This window comes from Pollutimonas nitritireducens (genome assembly GCF_002849615.1).
GTDB lineage: Bacteria > Pseudomonadota > Gammaproteobacteria > Burkholderiales > Burkholderiaceae_B > Pollutimonas > Pollutimonas nitritireducens.
The window spans coordinates 77558-94069 of the sequence record NZ_PDNV01000011.1; the positions used below are offsets into that span (position 1 = coordinate 77558).

A 16512-nucleotide genomic window follows, 5' to 3' on the forward strand; every position below is an offset into this window, starting at 1 on the left:
AGGTTCTCTGCTTAGTCGCATGGCTGCTGGAGCAGCCGCTACAGCCTAGACTGGCGTCGCTGCCGCGTCCTCGATATAGCTTTCAATCGGCGGGCAAGAACATATGAGGTTGCGGTCGCCATAAGCATTGTCCACGCGCGCAACCGGCGGCCAGTACTTGCCGTCACGCAAGCTGGACAGTGGATACGCCGCCTGTTCGCGCGTGTAGTCGTGATGCCATTCGGTGACCATCAGCATCTGCGCCGTGTGGGGCGCGTTCTTCAGCACATTGTCCTGGGCGTCGCTGAGGCCTTTTTCCACGGCATCGATTTCGCCGCGGATGGCAATCATGGCGTCGATGAAACGATCGAGTTCAGCCAAGCCTTCGGATTCCGTAGGTTCGACCATCAGCGTACCCGCGACTGGAAAGCTCATGGTGGGGGCATGGAAGCCGTAGTCGACGAGGCGCTTGGCGATGTCTTCGGCAGAAATCCCGCAGCTGTCCTTGATGGGCCGGATGTCCAGAATGCATTCGTGCGCCACCCTGCCATTGCGTCCGGCGTAGAGTATGGGGTAGTGCTTCTGCAGCCTTGCCGCGATGTAGTTGGCGTTCAGGATGGCCACCTCGGTGGCTTCCAGCAAGCCTTCCGACCCCATCAGCGTGATGTACAGATAAGGTATCGGCAAAATGCTGGCGGATCCAAAAGGCGCCGCCGAAACCGGACCAACCGCCGCACCGGACGGCAACTGCCCGGCCTCGTTGACGATGCCGGGCAGGTAAGGCGCCAGGTGGGAGCGAACCGCCACCGGTCCTACGCCCGGTCCGCCGCCGCCATGGGGGATGCAGAACGTTTTGTGCAAATTCAGGTGCGAGACATCGGAGCCGAACTTGCCTGGCTGCGCCAGGCCGACCATGGCATTCATGTTCGCGCCGTCCAGGTAGACCTGACCGCCGGCCTCGTGCACCAGCGCGCAGATCTCGGTAATGGCCAGCTCGAACACCCCATGCGTGGACGGATAGGTAATCATCAAAGCGGCCAGGCGGTCGCCGACCTTGGCGATCTTGGCCTTGAGGTCGGCCACATCGACGTTGCCGTTTTCATCGGAGGCAACCACTACGACGTCCATTCCGGCCATCTGAGCCGAGGCGGGATTGGTGCCATGGGCCGAGGCGGGTATCAGGCAGACGTTACGCTGATGCTGGCCGCTGGCCTGATGATACCCACGTATCGCCAGCAGGCCGGCAAATTCGCCCTGCGCCCCGGAATTGGGTTGCAGGCTGATGGAATCGTAGCCTGTGATTTCGCACAGCGCGGCTGAAAGACGATCGATGAGTTCCTTGTAGCCCTGGCTTTGCGAGGTGGGAGCAAATGGATGCATGGCGCCGAATTCGGGCCAGGTAATCGGAATCATCTCGGCCGTGGCATTCAACTTCATGGTGCATGAACCCAGGGGGATCATGGTCCGGTCCAGGGCGAGATCCTTGTCGGCCAGTCCACGCAAATAGCGCAGCATGTCGGTTTCGGAGCGCACGCGTGAGAACACAGGATGCGACAGGATGGGAGACGCACGCAACAGTGCCGCTGGAATGCCATGGTCGGCAGGCAGCTGGTGCTGCCCGGCGGCATCCCAGGACTTGCCCACGCCGGCGGCGAATACCTGGAGCAAGGCATGCACATCGGCCACGGTGACAGTTTCATCCAGCGACACGGCCAGGCTAGTGGCACTGACCTGGCGCAGGTTGATGCACGCGGCTTGTGCCGCCTGCACGATAGCCGATGTATGAGCGCCGGTATCAAGCAACAAGGTATCAAAATACGCGCTGCCCGAGGTGCCGATGCCCAGTTCGCCCAAGGACTTGCCAAGGAAAGCGGTAAGGTAGGCCACGCGTTCGGCGATGCGCTTCAGCCCGACCGGACCGTGCCAAACGGCATACATGCCGGCCATGACCGCCAACAAGACCTGCGCGGTGCAAATGTTGGAGGTGGCTTTTTCGCGGCGGATATGCTGCTCGCGCGTCTGCAGGGCCAGGCGCAGGGCCGGCCCTCCCTGGCTGTCTTTGGACACGCCCACCAGGCGGCCTGGCATATTGCGTTTGAACGCGTCCTTGCAGGCCATGAAACCGGCGTGCGGGCCGCCAAATCCGAGTGGCACGCCGAAGCGTTGCGCGGATCCGATGGCGATGTCGGCGCCCCATTCCCCTGGAGGAACAAGCAGCGCCAGCGCCAGCAGATCGGTTGCCGCAGTCACGACCGCTCCGTGGGCGTGAGCGGTTTCGGTCAGCACCCGGTAGTCGGCAATGCCACCCAGGCTGTGCGGATATTGCAGCAAGACGCCGAAGCAGTCAGGCAGGCCCTGTGCTTCATCGCCTACGACAACGTCGATATCGAGGCCGACGGCACGGGTACGCAGGACCTCCAGCGTTTGAGGATGACAGTGCACGGACGCGAAAAACACCTTGCTTTTGGAGCGCGAACCGCGCCGTGCCAGACCCATGGCCTCGGCGGCCGCAGTGCCTTCGTCGAGCAGCGATGCGTTGGCGATATCCAGGCCGGTCAGATCGACGACCATGGTTTGATAATTCAGCAGCGCTTCAAGGCGGCCCTGGGAGATCTCGGGCTGGTAGGGCGTGTACGCCGTATACCAGGCCGGATTCTCGAGGATGTTGCGCAGAATGACATTGGGCACATGGGTACCGTAGTAGCCCTGGCCGATGTAGTTGCGAAATACCTGATTCCGTCCGGAAATTTCCTTGAGCTCGGCCAATGCGTCGGCTTCGCTGCGCGATGCGGGCAACTTCAAGGCCCCACGCTTCAGGATGCTGGGAGGCACGACTTCCTGCACGAGCGAATGCAGGTCGGCAACACCGATGACGGACAACATTTTTGCCTGATCGGCCGCAGCCGGCCCGATATGGCGGGGAATAAAATCGGTATGTGGGTCTAGTTCACGCAACATAAATCAACCTAACAGTACGGGTGCGCCGCAAATGCGTTAATGGAATCAGCCGTTGTCGGCAATGGCCTGGTAGCCATCGGCGTCGAGCAGGCCATCGAAGTCGGCCATGTCGTTGGGTCTGATCTTGAAAATCCAGGTGTCGAAGGCGGCTTCATTGATGCGATCGGGCGCATCGGCAAGGGCTTCGTTGAAGGCGACGATTTCGCCGTTGACCGGCGCGTAGATGTCGGAGGCCGCCTTGACCGATTCGACGACTCCGGCGGTTTCGCCCTGGGCCAGCGTAGTGCCAGGATTCACATCGCCGACAAATACCAGGTCGCCCAGTTGTTCCTGCGCGTTGTCGGTAATGCCAACAGCCAGCACGTCACCGTCGACTTTTACCCACTCGTGCGAGGACGTGTATTTACGATCGCTGGGAAGATTCATGATTAACCCCGTATAAAAGAAAAATGTTCGTAATTGGAAGCCGTATTAGGCAACAATTTTGCCATTGCGCACAAATGGCATTTTCACAATTTCGGCCGGCAGCCATTTGCCGCGGATTTCCACCTGGACCGGATCGCCGGGCTTGACGCCCAGGGGAACACGGGCCATTCCTATAGACACGCCTATTGTCGGCGACATGGAACCACTGGTGATTTCACCATCGCCCTGCTGTGTGCGCACCTTCATGTGGCTGCGCATTACCCCGCGTTCGAGCAGCTTCAGGCCGACCAGCGTGCAATCGGCAGTGGAGCACTCTAGCGCCTCGCGGCCAATGAACCGGCGTTCTGCGTCTTTGAGCGCCACCGTCCAGGCTAGCGCGGACACCATCGGCGTTACCTGATCGTTCATGTCCTGGCCATACAGATTCATGCCGGCTTCCAGGCGCAAAGTGTCGCGCGCTCCCAGTCCGCAAGGGCGCACCCCGTTCTTTTGCAGGTCGCGCCAGAAGGCTTCGACTTGGTTGGCGGGCAGCACTACTTCAAAGCCGTCTTCGCCGGTATAACCGGTGCGGGCGACCAGTATGTCATCGCTGACAAAAGCCCCCGTAAACGCGGCCAGCGCGTAAGTGTCCGCTTCCCAGGCCGGACGAGTGGCCCATACTTTATTGCGGGCATTGGGCCCCTGGATGGCCACCATGGCAAGATCGCGGCGCGGCGTCACAGTGACGTCGAATTTTCCGGCATGCACCTGCTGTTGTATCCAGTCGACATCGTTATCGGCCGTACCGGCGTTGACGACCACGCGCCATTGATCGGAACTGAAGAAATAAACGATCAGGTCGTCGATGACGCCGCCTTGGTGGTTGAGCATGCAGGAATAGAGCGCCTTGCCGGGTATGGTCAGCTTGCTGACGTCGTTAGCAAGCAGGTGCTTCAGGAAGGCTTCGGCATCGGCGCCTGCGATATCGACATTCAACATGTGGGAAACGTCGAACATGCCCGCATCCTGGCGCACGGCGTGGTGCTCTTCCAATTGCGAACCATAGGCGACGGGCATGTCCCATCCGCCAAAGTCGACCATTTTGGCACCGGACTGGATATGAACGGCGTGCAGGGGGGTATGCTTGAGGACGGGCGGCATGGGGACTCCAGGCGGAACAGAAAAGGGAAGGACGCCGGCCACCGATTTGTGGCCACCACCGCCCTTCTGTCCTTTTGCCTGAGAGTTGGCCCTTGTACAGGGATTTCACCTTCGGCGCCCGCAATGTTGCCGTGTCGGCAGCGCGAGTCTCTCCAGAGTGCTGCCTTGTATGTTTCAAGAACCAGACAATACAAGAGTGGTACAGGGTACCTGAGCGATTCTGGGCGAATTGCGCCTTCGGTGGCCGGCAAACCCCGGCACTCTCCCACTCTGTGTAATGACAGCAGTCGCAAAGCATAACGCGAAAGCGCCAGAACGACAAACGGATTATCGTTGCCTGTGTACACTGTTTCGCTATCGCTATCTTCCACCTGCACATGACTATCACCATCAACGAAAGCCTACGCGCCTATATCGACCCGCTCACTCCCGACGAATATGCCGCGCTGGAACGAAGCCTGCTCGCCGAAGGGTGCCGCGATGCGCTGGTGGTATGGGGCGATGTCCTGGTGGACGGACACAATCGCTATGGCATCTGCCAGAAGCATGGCATAGCATTCAACACCATCCAGAACACCACATTCCGGTCCATGGACGACGTTCACCTGTGGATGATAGACAATCATCTTGGACGGCGCAGCGTATCGGATTTTCAGCGAGGCGTGCTGGCGCTGCGCAAGAAAGAAATCGTATCGGCGCGGCTGGCCCAGCAGCAGGCAGAGAAAACCGCTGCGGAACTCGCGGGCGCGTCTGATACCGGAACGGAGACCGGGCGCCAGTCCGAAACCGAACCGCCCTGGACCCGCGAAGCCGTCGCACGCGCCGCGCGTGTAAGCAGCGCCACACTGGGGCAGATTGAAAAGATCCAGAAAACGGCGGCGCCCGAGCTGGTCAGCGCCGTAAAGTCAGGCGTCGTATCAATCAACGCTGCAGCCGCCGTGGCCTCCCTACCCAGCGAGAAACAGGTGGCAGCCGTTGCCGGAGGGAAAAAAGAGTTACGCGAGGCGGCACGCCAGGTCCGCGAGTCGCGCATGGCGTCCAAGCCCAGGCCGCTAGTGGAAGCAGCGCCCATCGACGCGACGCCCGAGGAGATGGAAATCTACCGTCTCAACCAGTTACTTGCCGCAGTGACAGAAGAGCGCGATCAGTTGAAAAAGAAAGTCCAGCACCTCACCATCGCGCTTGCCGAAGTGCGCGCTGGGCGATCAGGGTCAGCGGAATGAAGTGTCTGTGGCTTCCCGGCCCCTGGCGACGCCAGGGGCCGGGAAGCCGAAAATGCGCTAGCTGCCCGAAACGGTCCTTCCGCAGGCAACACCCGATGCCCATGCCCACTGAAAGTTGTAGCCGCCCAGCCAGCCCGTCACGTCCACCGCCTCGCCCACGAAATACAGGCCGGGCACGGCGGTGACCTCCATGGTCTTCTGATTCAGCGCGCGTGTGTCCACGCCGCCACGCATCACCTCGGCCTTTTTATAGCCGGCAGTGCCATCGGGCACCAGCGTCCAGGAATGGATGTGCTGCGCGAGATGCCGCAGCGTCTTGTCGGGCGTATCCGCCAGGCGCATCGCCCCCGGATCGACTCCCATGCCGTCGAAAGTGGCCAGCCACTGCTCCGCGAGACGTTTGGGCCACAAGCTGGCCAGAACGGTGCTCAGTTGCTGGCGACTGCCGGACTTGGCGTCCAGCAGATCACGCTCCAGGTCCTGATGCGGGGCGAGATCCACGTGTATGGGTTCGCCGGGATTCCAGAAACTGGATATCTGCAAGATGGCCGGGCCCGACAAGCCCCGGTGCGTGAACAACAGGTCTTCCAGGAATTCAGTTTGCCGAACTTTGGCGCCAGGGCGTTCCTTGCGTGTACCGACGTCGTTCTTCACGATGACTTCGAGCGCAAGGCCGCTAAGCGCGGCAAAGGGCTGCCACTGCTGGGCGTCGAAGGTCAAGGGCACCAGCGCCGGACGGGGTTCGACCACCTTCAGCCCGAATTGGCGCGCTATGGACAGGGCGAAATCGGTCGCTCCCAATTGCGGGATGGCCATGCCGCCGGTTGCCATAACCAGCTGGCGCGCCGAGATCGTGCCCAGACTGGTGTGCAACAGGTATGCGCCCCGATCCTGCGCGATCTCGCTGACCGCGCATGGCATGCGCCACGCCACGCGGCCTTCATCGCACTCGCGCTTGAGCATGGCGATGATGTCCTCGCTGGACTCGTCGCAAAACAATTGCCCCCGATGTTTCTCGTGCCAGCGTATGCCGTGCTTCTCGACCAGGCCGATGAAATCTCGCGGCGTGTAGGCCGCCAGTGCCGAGCGGCAGAAATGCGGGTTCTGCGACAGGAAATTGGCAGGCCTGGTGCCGACATTGGTGAAGTTGCATCGCCCGCCGCCAGAAATGCGTATCTTCTCGGCGAGCTTGGCCGAATGATCGATCAGTACCACGCGCAGGCCGCGCTGGCCGGCCACGGCGGCGGCCATCATGCCCGCCGCCCCCGCGCCGACTACAGCCACATCGAAACTACTGGTCACGCGCGCTATTCTTCTTCTTTGATGCAGTCGACGTAATACCTTTCCTTGCCGTCGGCGTCGATATCGTGCGCCAGACCATGGACATAGGTTTCAAAGCCTGGGAACCTGGCATTGAATTCGCGGGCAAACTGCAGATAGTTGACGATGCGTTTATTGAACCGCTCGCCCGGAATCAGCAAGGGAATACCGGGCGGATAAGGCGTAAGCAGTACGCCGGTCACGCGGCCTTCGAGATCGTCGATGGACACCCGCTCGGCCTCGCGGTGAGCCATCTTGGCATACGCATCCGACGGCTTCATGGCCGGTACCATATCGCTGAGGTACACCTCTGTCGTCAATCGGGCGAGGTCGTACTTGCGGTAGGTTTCGTGGATCTGCTGGCACAGGTCGCCCATGCCCATTTTCTCGTACATGCGGTGCTGCTTGCAAAAATCGGGCAATATGCGCCACAGCGGCCGGTTCAGATCGTAATCGTCCTTGAACTGTTGAAGCGCCGTCACCAGCGTGTTCCAGCGACCCTTGGTGATGCCGATGGTGAACAGGATGAAGAAGGAATACAGGCCCGTCTTTTCGATGACCACGCCATGTTCAGCCAGATACTTGGACACGAGCGCCGCCGGCACGCCGGTCTCGGCGAAGGTGCCAGAGATATCGAGTCCGGGCGTCACCACCGTGGCCTTGATCGGGTCCAGCATATTGAAGTCTTCGGCAAGGTCGCCGAAACCGTGCCATTCATCGTTCGACACAAGAAGCCAGTCATCGCGATTGCCTATGCCATCGGCCACCAGGCGATTCGGGCCCCAGACCTTGAACCACCAGTCATTCTTGCCGAATTCGGATTCCACCTTGCGCATGGCGCGGCGAAAATCCAGGGCTTCCGATATGCTCTCTTCGACCAGCGCCGTACCGCCGGGCGGCTCCATCATGGCGGCGGCCACGTCACAGGACGCAATAATGGAATATTGGGGCGATGTCGACGTGTGCATGAGGTAAGCCTCGTTGAACACGTTACGATCCAGCTTGCGATTGACGGAGTCCTGCACCAGGATTTGCGAGGCCTGGGACAGCCCGGCCAGCAACTTGTGGGTCGAGTGCGTGGCAAACACCATGGCGTCTTCGCTAAGGGGGCGATTCTCGCCGATGGCGTGCATGTCTTTATAGAATTCGTGGAACGAGGCATGCGGCAGCCAGGCTTCATCGAAGTGCAGCGTATCGATTTCGGAACCCAGCTTTTCCTTGATCATCTCAACGTTGTAGATGACGCCGTCATACGTGCTTTGCGTCAGCGTCAGAATGCGCGGCTTCTTGTTTTTGGCATTGCGCGCGAACGGATTGGCTTCGATCTTCTTGCGGATATTTTCCGGTTCGAATTCGGCCAGCGGTATCGGTCCGATAATGCCCAGGTGGTTGCGCGTGGGACGCAGGAACACGGGAATGGCGCCCGTCATGGTAATGGCGTGCAAGATGGACTTATGGCAATTGCGATCCACCACCACCACGTCGTCGGATGCCACGTTGGCGTGCCAAACGATTTTGTTGGACGTGGACGTGCCGTTGGTGACGAAAAAGCAGTGGTCGGCGTGGAAGATGCGCGCCGCGTTCAACTCCGATTCCGCAATCGGCCCGGTGTGGTCCAGCAACTGCCCGAGTTCGTCCACCGCATTACAGACGTCTGCACGCAACATGTTTTCACCAAAAAATTGGTGAAACATCTGTCCGACCGGACTCTTCAGGAAGGCAACGCCGCCCGAGTGCCCAGGACAATGCCAGGAATATGAACCGTCGGATGCATACTTGACCAGTTCGCGAAAAAACGGCGGCGCCAGTCCATCCAGGTAGGAGCGTGCCTCGCGTATGATGTGGCGCGCCACGAATTCGGGGGTGTCCTCGAACATGTGGATGAAGCCGTGCAGTTCGCGCAAGATATCGTTGGGGATATGCTGGGAGGTCCGCGTTTCACCATACAGGTAGATGGGGATGTCTTCGTTGCGAAAGCGTAATTCGCCGATGAAGGAACGCAGGTTCTTGATGGCATTGGCCACGTCCTCAGGCGAATCGACGTCGAATTCCTCATCGTCGATCGACAAGATAAACGCACTGGCGCGGCTTTGCTGTTGCGCAAAAGAACTGAGGTCGCCGTAGCTGGTCACGCCCAGCACCTCGACGCCCTCAGTCTCAATGGCGGCCGCGAGCGCACGGATGCCAAAGCCGGAAGCGTTCTCGGAGCGGTAGTCTTCATCGATGATGACGATGGGGAATCGGAATTTCATGCAATAGCTCCTGCTAGGTGCGAGGCAGGGTCACGCCGAGCTGACCCTGATATTTGCCGCCGCGGTCACGGTACGAGGTTTCACACACTTCATCGCCTTCGAAAAACAGCATTTGTGCGCAGCCTTCCCCCGCGTAAATCTTGGCGGGCAGTGGCGTAGTGTTGGAAAATTCCAGCGTGACGTGCCCTTCCCACTCGGGTTCCAGAGGCGTCACATTGACGATGATGCCGCAACGGGCATATGTGCTTTTCCCGAGACAGATAGTAAGAATACTCCGGGGAATGCGGAAGTACTCGACAGTACGGGCCAGGGCGAAGGAATTTGGTGGAATGATGCACACGTCGCCCTGGAAGTCGACAAAGGACTTTTCGTCGAAAGCCTTGGGGTCGACGATGGTCGAGTTGATATTCGTGAATATCTTGAATTCGTTGGCGCAACGGACGTCGTAACCATAGCTGCTGGTGCCATAGCTGACAATCTTGTTGCCATTGACCGATCGCACCTGGCCCGGCTCGAAAGGTTCAATCATGCCGTCGGCGGCAACGCGCCGGATCCAGCCATCATGTTTAATGCTCATAGCCCTGACCTTATTGAAGTGGCGCGTATTTTATCGCTCTTACGCAGCCAGCATGTCCCCAGTGGAAAAAAAACAAAAATCAGTCCCGCGAGAACCATCGATACACCAGGGCGAGCCCGTTTATCGTTCCCAGGCTGAGCTCGGCGGTAAGCCCGCGCGCCAGACGGTAGCTGGCCCGACCGACCGTACCCGTATCGGAGAGTGCCTGCTGGATGCTCAAGGTAATACCGCTGGTCAGCGTCTTGCTGACCGACAGGAATTTGCGCTCGATATCGCTGGTGCCGCTATCCAGGCCGCTGACCACGCTTTCGGCAGGCAGGATGCTGCCAGCGCTACCGAGTTCGCCCGACTTCAAGCCCACTTCGTCAATGCCAAATTTGCGGTAGAACGGCTCGCCGCTGCCCAGGAAAGACGTGCCGACCGAGAACAACAAGGCCACATCGCCACCCGATTCGTCCGCCGCGTGCCCCAGCAATAGCCAGGAGAGCTTTTCGATTTCGCTGACCGCGGGATAAGAGACCAGGTCTATGCGCGGCCGCTTGGCCGTTCCCGCCACGCGTACCCCCGCCTCGACGGCCAGGCCAGTGCGCAAGGCTTCGATGTCCAGGACTGGGCTGGTGATATCGCCCTGGAAGGTGACCGTTCCCCGGCGCAACTGCAAGCGCTGGCCATAAACCTCGATTGCTCCGCCGCGGGTAGTCAAGGCACCTACACCGGTCAGCTTGCCTTGACGCATTGTTATGTGCATCTGTCCGGTCAGACCGGAATTCAAGCCATAGCCGGTCAGGTAGAAACGACGCCCGAGATCCACATCCAGATCCATGGAAATGTCCATGGGCACGACCGGCGCCTTCTTCTCGTCGCCAGGGCGCATCACTACCACGTCGCTGTCCACCGTGGGGATGCCGCCCAGCATGTCCAGGTCGAACCAGCCGGCATCGGCCGTCACGGCGCCATTGATGGCAATCTTGGGCAGGGCGATGGCAAGACGCAACTTGCCGCTGATCATGGCGTAGCGGTCAGAACGCTGCAAAATGGGGTAGCGATACAGGTCCACGTCAATGATTCCGCTGGAGTCGAACAAATTCCAGTCACCGGTGATTGTCAGCGTGCCGTCTTTGGCCTCCGGGTTCGTGGTCAGCCATTCCGCCGTTCGCCATTCCTTGGGTTTGACCCGCAGCAATGCAGGGAAGCTGAGGCTGTCGAGGATCAGCCGCTCATCCTGCAGCCTGGCCGACAGCGTGCCATCCAGCAAGCGTATGCCGTCGTCGATTCGAATAAGGCGTATTTTCTGGCCTGAAATGGTGCCCGAGCTGTTCCATGTGCCATCAGGCTTGCTTTGCAGTTGCACGTCTGCCTGCACCGCCCCCCCAAGCTCCATCGTATCGTCAAGGAAAAGACTGGTCCAGCCCAGGTCGTCGATAGTGGCGTTGATCCTCACTGTCTTGGCGTCCCGGGGGTTGAGCACAATGCCTCCGCCCGGCGTGGCATGTATCAAGGTCTGGGCGCTGGCCGACACCTTGCCCATGCGCGCCGTTTTCAGGTTCAGATCCGCCGTCAGCCGGCTGGTTGCGCCATTGGTGGCTTTGGCGTCCAAATCCAGGGAAAATGCTTGCATACCCAGCGGGAATGCGGGCTCGGCAGGCACCATGATGTCGCCGGAAACGCGCTCGATATGGGCCTGGCCCTGCAAGGCGCCGGCGAATTTCAGATCCCAGTCCAGGGCGAACACGACCTCGGACTTGTCATCCCCTTTGTTGGCCTTGATCGTGATCCCGCCCCGATCAGCTTTCTCCTTGGCAGCCAGATCCAGTTTCTTGCGCAGGTCTTCGATCAGGCGTGCCGAGACCGGCAAGCTGGGAATGGCGCCTTTTGTCTCCCAGCGTCCCGGCCCGCCTCGCGAACCCTGGTGATTCAATGTGAACAGTGTGCGCGCACCCATGACGAAATCCATGCGGGTGTTGCCGACCTGCCATTGCCATGCGGGGGCCGTCTGGCCCGGCAGGAAACTGATGTCGGTACTGGTGTCCGAGTGCAGGCCCAGCCCGGCATGATCGACGTCCAGCGATGATATCTTTCCGCGCCAGCCCTGGATGCTGCCCAGCTCCTTGGGGCCGGGTCCCCAGGCGCCTTCCAGCTTCAGCGTCGCTTTGGCGGCGGCGCTGCCAACCTGCTGTGGCTTGCTTTTGTCCGGCGTATAGTGGGCAGTGAGCTCCGCCTTGTGATCCGCTGGCGTGCCGGCGACCTGCCCGATCAAGCTTGCGCCGCCCGTCAGACCCGGCCAGAACGCTGCGAGCTCGGGCGCCGCCATGTTCAGCTTCAAGTCAGTGTGAACCGAGCCCAGCCCGCCTTGCGCACGAAGGTGGTTCTTGCCCAGACGCAAGTCCATGTTCAGCGAAGCCAGTTGCAGGGATTGCCACAGCGGCGCGGCGGACGGCTGCACGGCCGATGCCGCTGCGGGTTCGCCGGGCGTGGGCACCTCGGGCCCAGATGTCCCGGCCGATGGCCCCTGGGGTACGCCCCCCCTCACTATTGCCGAATTGCGTATCGTGCCCTTCAGCTCCCCCGATAGCGGCTGCTTGTTCCAGCGCGAGCCCTCGGCAAAGTTCAAGGCCACGTTGCCCGAGACCAGTTCACTGTGCCCGCGCAGCTGCACATCGAAATCGGCTGACGTGGTGATGACGGCAGGCGGTATGGCATCGCCCACAAGCTGGCCCACATCCAGCTTATCCATGCGCAGGGTTCCCACCACGCGGTCCAGGATGGCATTGCCGTCCGTGCTGGACGACCACTCCAGGTCGGCATGCAAGGACGAACCGTCTGCCAGCTGCAGGGCAACCTTCCCGGCCTTGAGTGGAAACGCTGCACGCGGCGCCAGCGATATATCGGCGTCCAGACTCATCCCCTGGCCACTTCCTTTGATGACGACGCCTAGCGCTTCCATGCTGCCGTCGATCGTCGTATCGATATCAAGGGAACAAGGGGTGCTTTCTCCGGGCTGCGCGGGCGCAATCACCGTGCCCGCCTGCCCTTCGGTTTTCCTGGCCGGCAAGGACGGCAGGTAACGATTCAGGCACAGTGGGGAATCGGCGGTCAACCCCACCGCCTGGGTTGTCAGGTGCGCCTGGCTCGGCCACGGATCAGCAAGGCTTAAAACATCGAGTTCGCCCTTGAAAGTGGCAAGCGTTTGTTCGTGTCCCAGCTCTACGCTCTGGATGACCAACTTGCCGCCATTCTGATCCACGGTGATCGACGTGTCGAGATCACGAATGCTCATTGGAATCGGGTCGCCGTCCTGGTGGACAATCAATTCGTCCAAGGCCAGGCGGTCAATGACGATACTGAAAGGCAGTGTCGGCATGGAAAAAGGCTGCCCCGGCGTGTCGTCAGGACTGGGCGCAAGGTTGAGCGTGACCGAGTCCGCCGTCAACGCCTGCAGATGCAAACGCCGCTGCAGCAATTCGGGCCAGCGCGCCTGCAGGTGAAAGCGACCCAGCTTTACATTTGCGCCGGGAAAGCCGGCGTCGAAGTCATCGACATAGAGTCCGTTCCAGATGCTGCCCGACACCCCCGCCACCTTGCCGCCAAGCTGCTCGGCTGCCGTGACGACGGCCCACCGGCTGCCGGCAGGCGTGGCCAGAACCCAATACAGGAAACTGCTGAATACCAACAGCAGCACGACGATAACGGGACCGAGCCAGATAAGAATCCCGCGCAGCCAGCGCAACACAATGCTCAAAACGCAATACCCAGGGAGAAATGCAGACGCAGGCGGCGCTCGCGCTGTCCGTATGCGACGTCAACAAAAAATGGTCCGGCCGGTGTTCTGACAGCAAGTCCCAGGCCATAGCCCAGTGCCACGTCCATCTCCCCGAAAGATTCCGCCGCATCGCCGGCATCCACAAAAAAGTTCATGCCCAGCTGTTCGGTAAAGTAGTGCGTGTACTCCACGCTGAGTACAGCCAATGCAGGCGCGCCGATAATAGCATCGCCTCGCTCCAGCCCTATGCTTTGATAGCGGTAGCCCCGTATGGACCGCGCGCCGCCCGTGCGGTAGCCAAAGTCTTGCGGTAGCCTGTCGGTTTGCGACCAGACCTTGCCCACTTCGCCGCGCAGGGTCAGCACATCGCGCGCGCCGACGGGCCACCACTGCTGCACACGCAGGCCGCTGCGGTAGAAAGGTTCGCCCTTGTCCATCGTCACGCCAGCGCCCAGGCCGAAGTCAACCAGGTTGCCCTCGCGCGGGTCGTATTTCGCATCCACGTCGCGGCGCAGCCACTGCCAGGTGCCGACCATCGTGGGCACTTCAAAGGTCTCGGCGCCGCTGATATCGGTCTTGTCGTAGGCGGCAACAAGCCCCCACTGGGTCTCGTATTCCACCCGGCTGTCACCAGCGGCCTTGCGTTCCTGGCGGCGCTTCCAGCCCAGTCCCAGCCGTGAGTTGTCCAACCCTTCGATATCACTGTGCTCGTACAGTACACCCACTGCATCCTTGTAACCTTTGCTGGTAGGCGGCAGGTGCACATCGAAAAAGGCCCGCTGGCGATTCCTGTCCAGCCCCAGACCGGTTTCGATCCAGACAGGCTTCCCGAACACGACGTTCTGCCGGTACAGGCCTTCAACACCCAGCCCATTGTCGCTGTCTACCCCTATGGATGTGGTCACACGCCGTGCGGGCGCCTCGGACACCTGGACGCGCAATGGCAACTCCATTTCGCCATTGGGCAGCACCTTCTGCGCGGCCTGGTCCTGGTTCAGCGTGACAAAGGCGCCGCGAAAGAATGAGGTGGACTGCAACGCCTGCTGCCATTCATCGAGCTTGTCCTGGTCATAGGGGTCGCCCGGCGTGTATCGAATATAACGATTGATGAGCTGGGGCGGCACGCGCTTGAGCCCTATCATGGTGATCTCGCCCATCCGGACCCGGGGGCCGCTTTCGACTTCCACGAAGAGATCGGCCTGCGCATTTTCCGCGTCCACCGTGGCCTGGGTGTTGGTCAAGCGGGCAAAAAAGAAATCTTTCCGGCTGACATCATCCAGCAAGGTCGACTTTGCCTTGCTCCAGGACTCGTTGATAAACGGCATGCCTTTTTCAAGAGGCCATTGTTTTTTCAGCGAGGCGACGCGGCCGGCGAACTCCGGACGCGTAATCTGGCCGCTGAACCCCAGCTGTACGTCATCCACCCGGGAAATGTCACCCGGCTCGATGATGATGTCCCAGGTTTCTCCGCGTATATCCTGGCCTACTTCCAGCGTGACCTTCGGGTCGTAGTAGCCTTGTGTCTGGAGCGCCGACAAGGTGGCATCGCGCGCACGCCGGCGCAGCCGCGTGACTTCGCCGCCGTCCTGGTCTTCGGCCAGTCGGGTGATGGCTTCAATGGCGCCGTTGATCGACTGCAATGCCGCGGGCGAAACGCCACCCGGGTCTATGACAACCTCGGGCTTGGCTGCGTACGCGCCTTGCGCCACGCCCAGGGCCCAGATCACGCAGGCAATGCCACGCCGCATTCAGTCAAGTCTTCCGGACGACCACGCCAGGCATCTTGGCAGCCACGTCGAGCGGCAATGCCGCCACGTTGGCCGCCAGCGCCGAGGCGATGGCGTGATAGGCGCGTGCCGGCTCGCCTTGCGGCTCGGCGACGACGCTGGGCGTGCCCGAATCGGTCTGGGTGCGGATGCTTAATTGCAAGGGCAGCGCGCCCAACCAGGGCAGATTGAATTCGGCAGCCATATTGCGACCTCCGTTCTCGCCGAATATAGGTTCGGCATGGCCACAGTTGGAACAAATATGCACGGACATGTTCTCGACAATGCCCAGCACCGGCACATTGACCTTTTGGAACATCCGCAAGCCGCGCCGCGCATCGGCCAATGCCAGGTCCTGGGGCGTGGTGACTATGATGGCGCCGGTGAGCGGCACCTTCTGCGCCATGGTCAGGGCAATATCCCCCGTACCGGGCGGCATGTCGACAATAAGGTAGTCAAGGTCGTTCCAGTTGCTTTGCGTCAATAATTGCGTGAGCGCCTGCGTAACCATAGGGCCGCGCCATATGGCGGGTGAATCTTCCTCGATCAGGAAACCGATTGAATTGGCCTGCAAGCCATGGCCCACCAAAGGCTCCATGGTCTTGCCGTCCAGGCTTTTCGGCTTGCCCGATAAACCCAGCATAATCGGCACGCTGGGTCCATAGATATCGGCGTCGAGCAGACCCACCCTGGCGCCCTGGCTTGCCAGCGCCAAGGCAATATTCACCGCCGTCGTGCTTTTGCCAACCCCGCCTTTCCCGGACGCAACCGCGATGATATTGCGAATGTTGGGCATGGGCTTGAGGCCAGGCTGCACCGCATGCGTGGCAATGCGTGTCGTAAAGCGCAGGGACTTGAGTTTGACGCCCTGTTCCGCCAAAGCGGTTTCAATACGTTTCTGCAGCTCCGGATGCCCATTGTGCGATGGATAACCGAGGGGTACAGTGATAGTTGCATCCATGCCCTCAAGCTGGATTTCGCAATTCTTTGAAGTGACCGCCAGTTTTTTCTTCGTATTGGGGTCTATCACTTCGGACAGCGTAGCGATTAGTTGGTCGGGGTTCAAGCTCATATCAATAGCCTTTACGTGGAAAAATGTACCGAAGCCTCA

At 60.4% G+C, this 16512-nt stretch carries 10 protein-coding genes and 2 riboswitches; of the genes, 1 reads left to right on the forward strand and 9 read right to left on the reverse strand.

The annotated features are described in order from the left end of the window. Nucleotides 1-45: 45 nt before the first annotated feature. The 3 genes from gcvP to gcvT are packed head-to-tail and all read right to left on the reverse strand — an operon-like array spanning nucleotide 46 to nucleotide 4503. Nucleotides 46-2937 carry an aminomethyl-transferring glycine dehydrogenase gene (gcvP, locus tag CR155_RS16710; RefSeq protein WP_102071177.1) on the reverse strand — a complete coding sequence of 964 codons (2892 nt, stop codon included), beginning with the start codon at nucleotides 2935-2937 and terminating at the stop codon, nucleotides 46-48. Nucleotides 2938-2982: 45 nt separating this feature from the next. Then, a complete protein-coding gene (gcvH, locus tag CR155_RS16715) occupies nucleotides 2983-3363 on the reverse strand; it encodes a glycine cleavage system protein GcvH (protein WP_102071178.1) in 381 nt (126 codons plus the stop codon). A 45-nt stretch (nucleotides 3364-3408) separates the two neighbouring features. Continuing rightward, the gene (gcvT, locus tag CR155_RS16720; protein WP_102071179.1) at nucleotides 3409-4503 is read right to left on the reverse strand and encodes a glycine cleavage system aminomethyltransferase GcvT; all 1095 of its coding nucleotides are present in this window, start codon (nucleotides 4501-4503) and stop codon (nucleotides 3409-3411) included. Between the two features lie 56 nt (nucleotides 4504-4559). Further along, nucleotides 4560-4669, reverse strand: a riboswitch (glycine riboswitch). A gap of 21 nt (nucleotides 4670-4690) precedes the next feature. Then, a riboswitch (glycine riboswitch) is annotated at nucleotides 4691-4781 on the reverse strand. A gap of 99 nt (nucleotides 4782-4880) precedes the next feature. On the opposite strand from gcvT, the gene CR155_RS16725 reads away from it, so the two are divergent. Next, entirely contained in the window at nucleotides 4881-5726 is an 846-nt protein-coding gene (locus CR155_RS16725; protein ID WP_102071180.1) for a hypothetical protein, read from the forward strand. Nucleotides 5727-5783: 57 nt separating this feature from the next. Here CR155_RS16725 and CR155_RS16730 read toward each other — a convergent pair whose 3' ends face one another. The 6 genes from CR155_RS16730 to apbC all read right to left on the reverse strand — a co-directional run bounded on the left by CR155_RS16730 (nucleotide 5784) and on the right by apbC (nucleotide 16473). Then, entirely contained in the window at nucleotides 5784-7028 is a 1245-nt protein-coding gene (locus CR155_RS16730) for a BaiN/RdsA family NAD(P)/FAD-dependent oxidoreductase (protein WP_199171800.1), read from the reverse strand. 5 nt (nucleotides 7029-7033) lie between these two features. After that, complete coding sequence (locus tag CR155_RS16735) at nucleotides 7034-9298, reverse strand: arginine/lysine/ornithine decarboxylase (protein WP_102071181.1); 2265 nt, start codon at nucleotides 9296-9298, stop codon at nucleotides 7034-7036. Nucleotides 9299-9311: 13 nt separating this feature from the next. Continuing rightward, complete coding sequence (dcd, locus tag CR155_RS16740) at nucleotides 9312-9875, reverse strand: dCTP deaminase (protein WP_102071182.1); 564 nt, start codon at nucleotides 9873-9875, stop codon at nucleotides 9312-9314. Between the two features lie 79 nt (nucleotides 9876-9954). Then, nucleotides 9955-13605, reverse strand: coding sequence for a translocation/assembly module TamB domain-containing protein (locus tag CR155_RS16745; protein WP_233214388.1), 3651 nt, complete (start codon nucleotides 13603-13605; stop codon nucleotides 9955-9957). Between the two features lie 5 nt (nucleotides 13606-13610). Beyond that, nucleotides 13611-15383 carry an autotransporter assembly complex protein TamA gene (locus tag CR155_RS16750; RefSeq protein WP_102071183.1) on the reverse strand — a complete coding sequence of 591 codons (1773 nt, stop codon included), beginning with the start codon at nucleotides 15381-15383 and terminating at the stop codon, nucleotides 13611-13613. Nucleotides 15384-15387: 4 nt separating this feature from the next. Continuing rightward, complete coding sequence (apbC, locus tag CR155_RS16755; protein ID WP_102071184.1) at nucleotides 15388-16473, reverse strand: iron-sulfur cluster carrier protein ApbC; 1086 nt, start codon at nucleotides 16471-16473, stop codon at nucleotides 15388-15390. Between the last annotated feature and the right edge of the window lie 39 nt (nucleotides 16474-16512).

Excerpts from the sequence above, each read along its gene's own strand:
- dcd (WP_102071182.1), bottom strand. The coding sequence starts at position 9,875 with ATGAGCATTAAACATGATGGCTGGATCCGGCGCGTTGCCGCCGACGGC.
- gcvT (WP_102071179.1), bottom strand. The coding sequence starts at position 4,503 with ATGCCGCCCGTCCTCAAGCATACCCCCCTGCACGCCGTTCATATCCAG.
- CR155_RS16735 (WP_102071181.1), bottom strand. The coding sequence starts at position 9,298 with ATGAAATTCCGATTCCCCATCGTCATCATCGATGAAGACTACCGCTCC.
- gcvH (WP_102071178.1), bottom strand. The coding sequence starts at position 3,363 with ATGAATCTTCCCAGCGATCGTAAATACACGTCCTCGCACGAGTGGGTA.
- CR155_RS16725 (WP_102071180.1), top strand. The coding sequence starts at position 4,881 with ATGACTATCACCATCAACGAAAGCCTACGCGCCTATATCGACCCGCTC.
- apbC (WP_102071184.1), bottom strand. The coding sequence starts at position 16,473 with ATGAGCTTGAACCCCGACCAACTAATCGCTACGCTGTCCGAAGTGATA.
- gcvP (WP_102071177.1), bottom strand. The coding sequence starts at position 2,937 with ATGTTGCGTGAACTAGACCCACATACCGATTTTATTCCCCGCCATATC.
- CR155_RS16750 (WP_102071183.1), bottom strand. The coding sequence starts at position 15,383 with ATGCGGCGTGGCATTGCCTGCGTGATCTGGGCCCTGGGCGTGGCGCAA.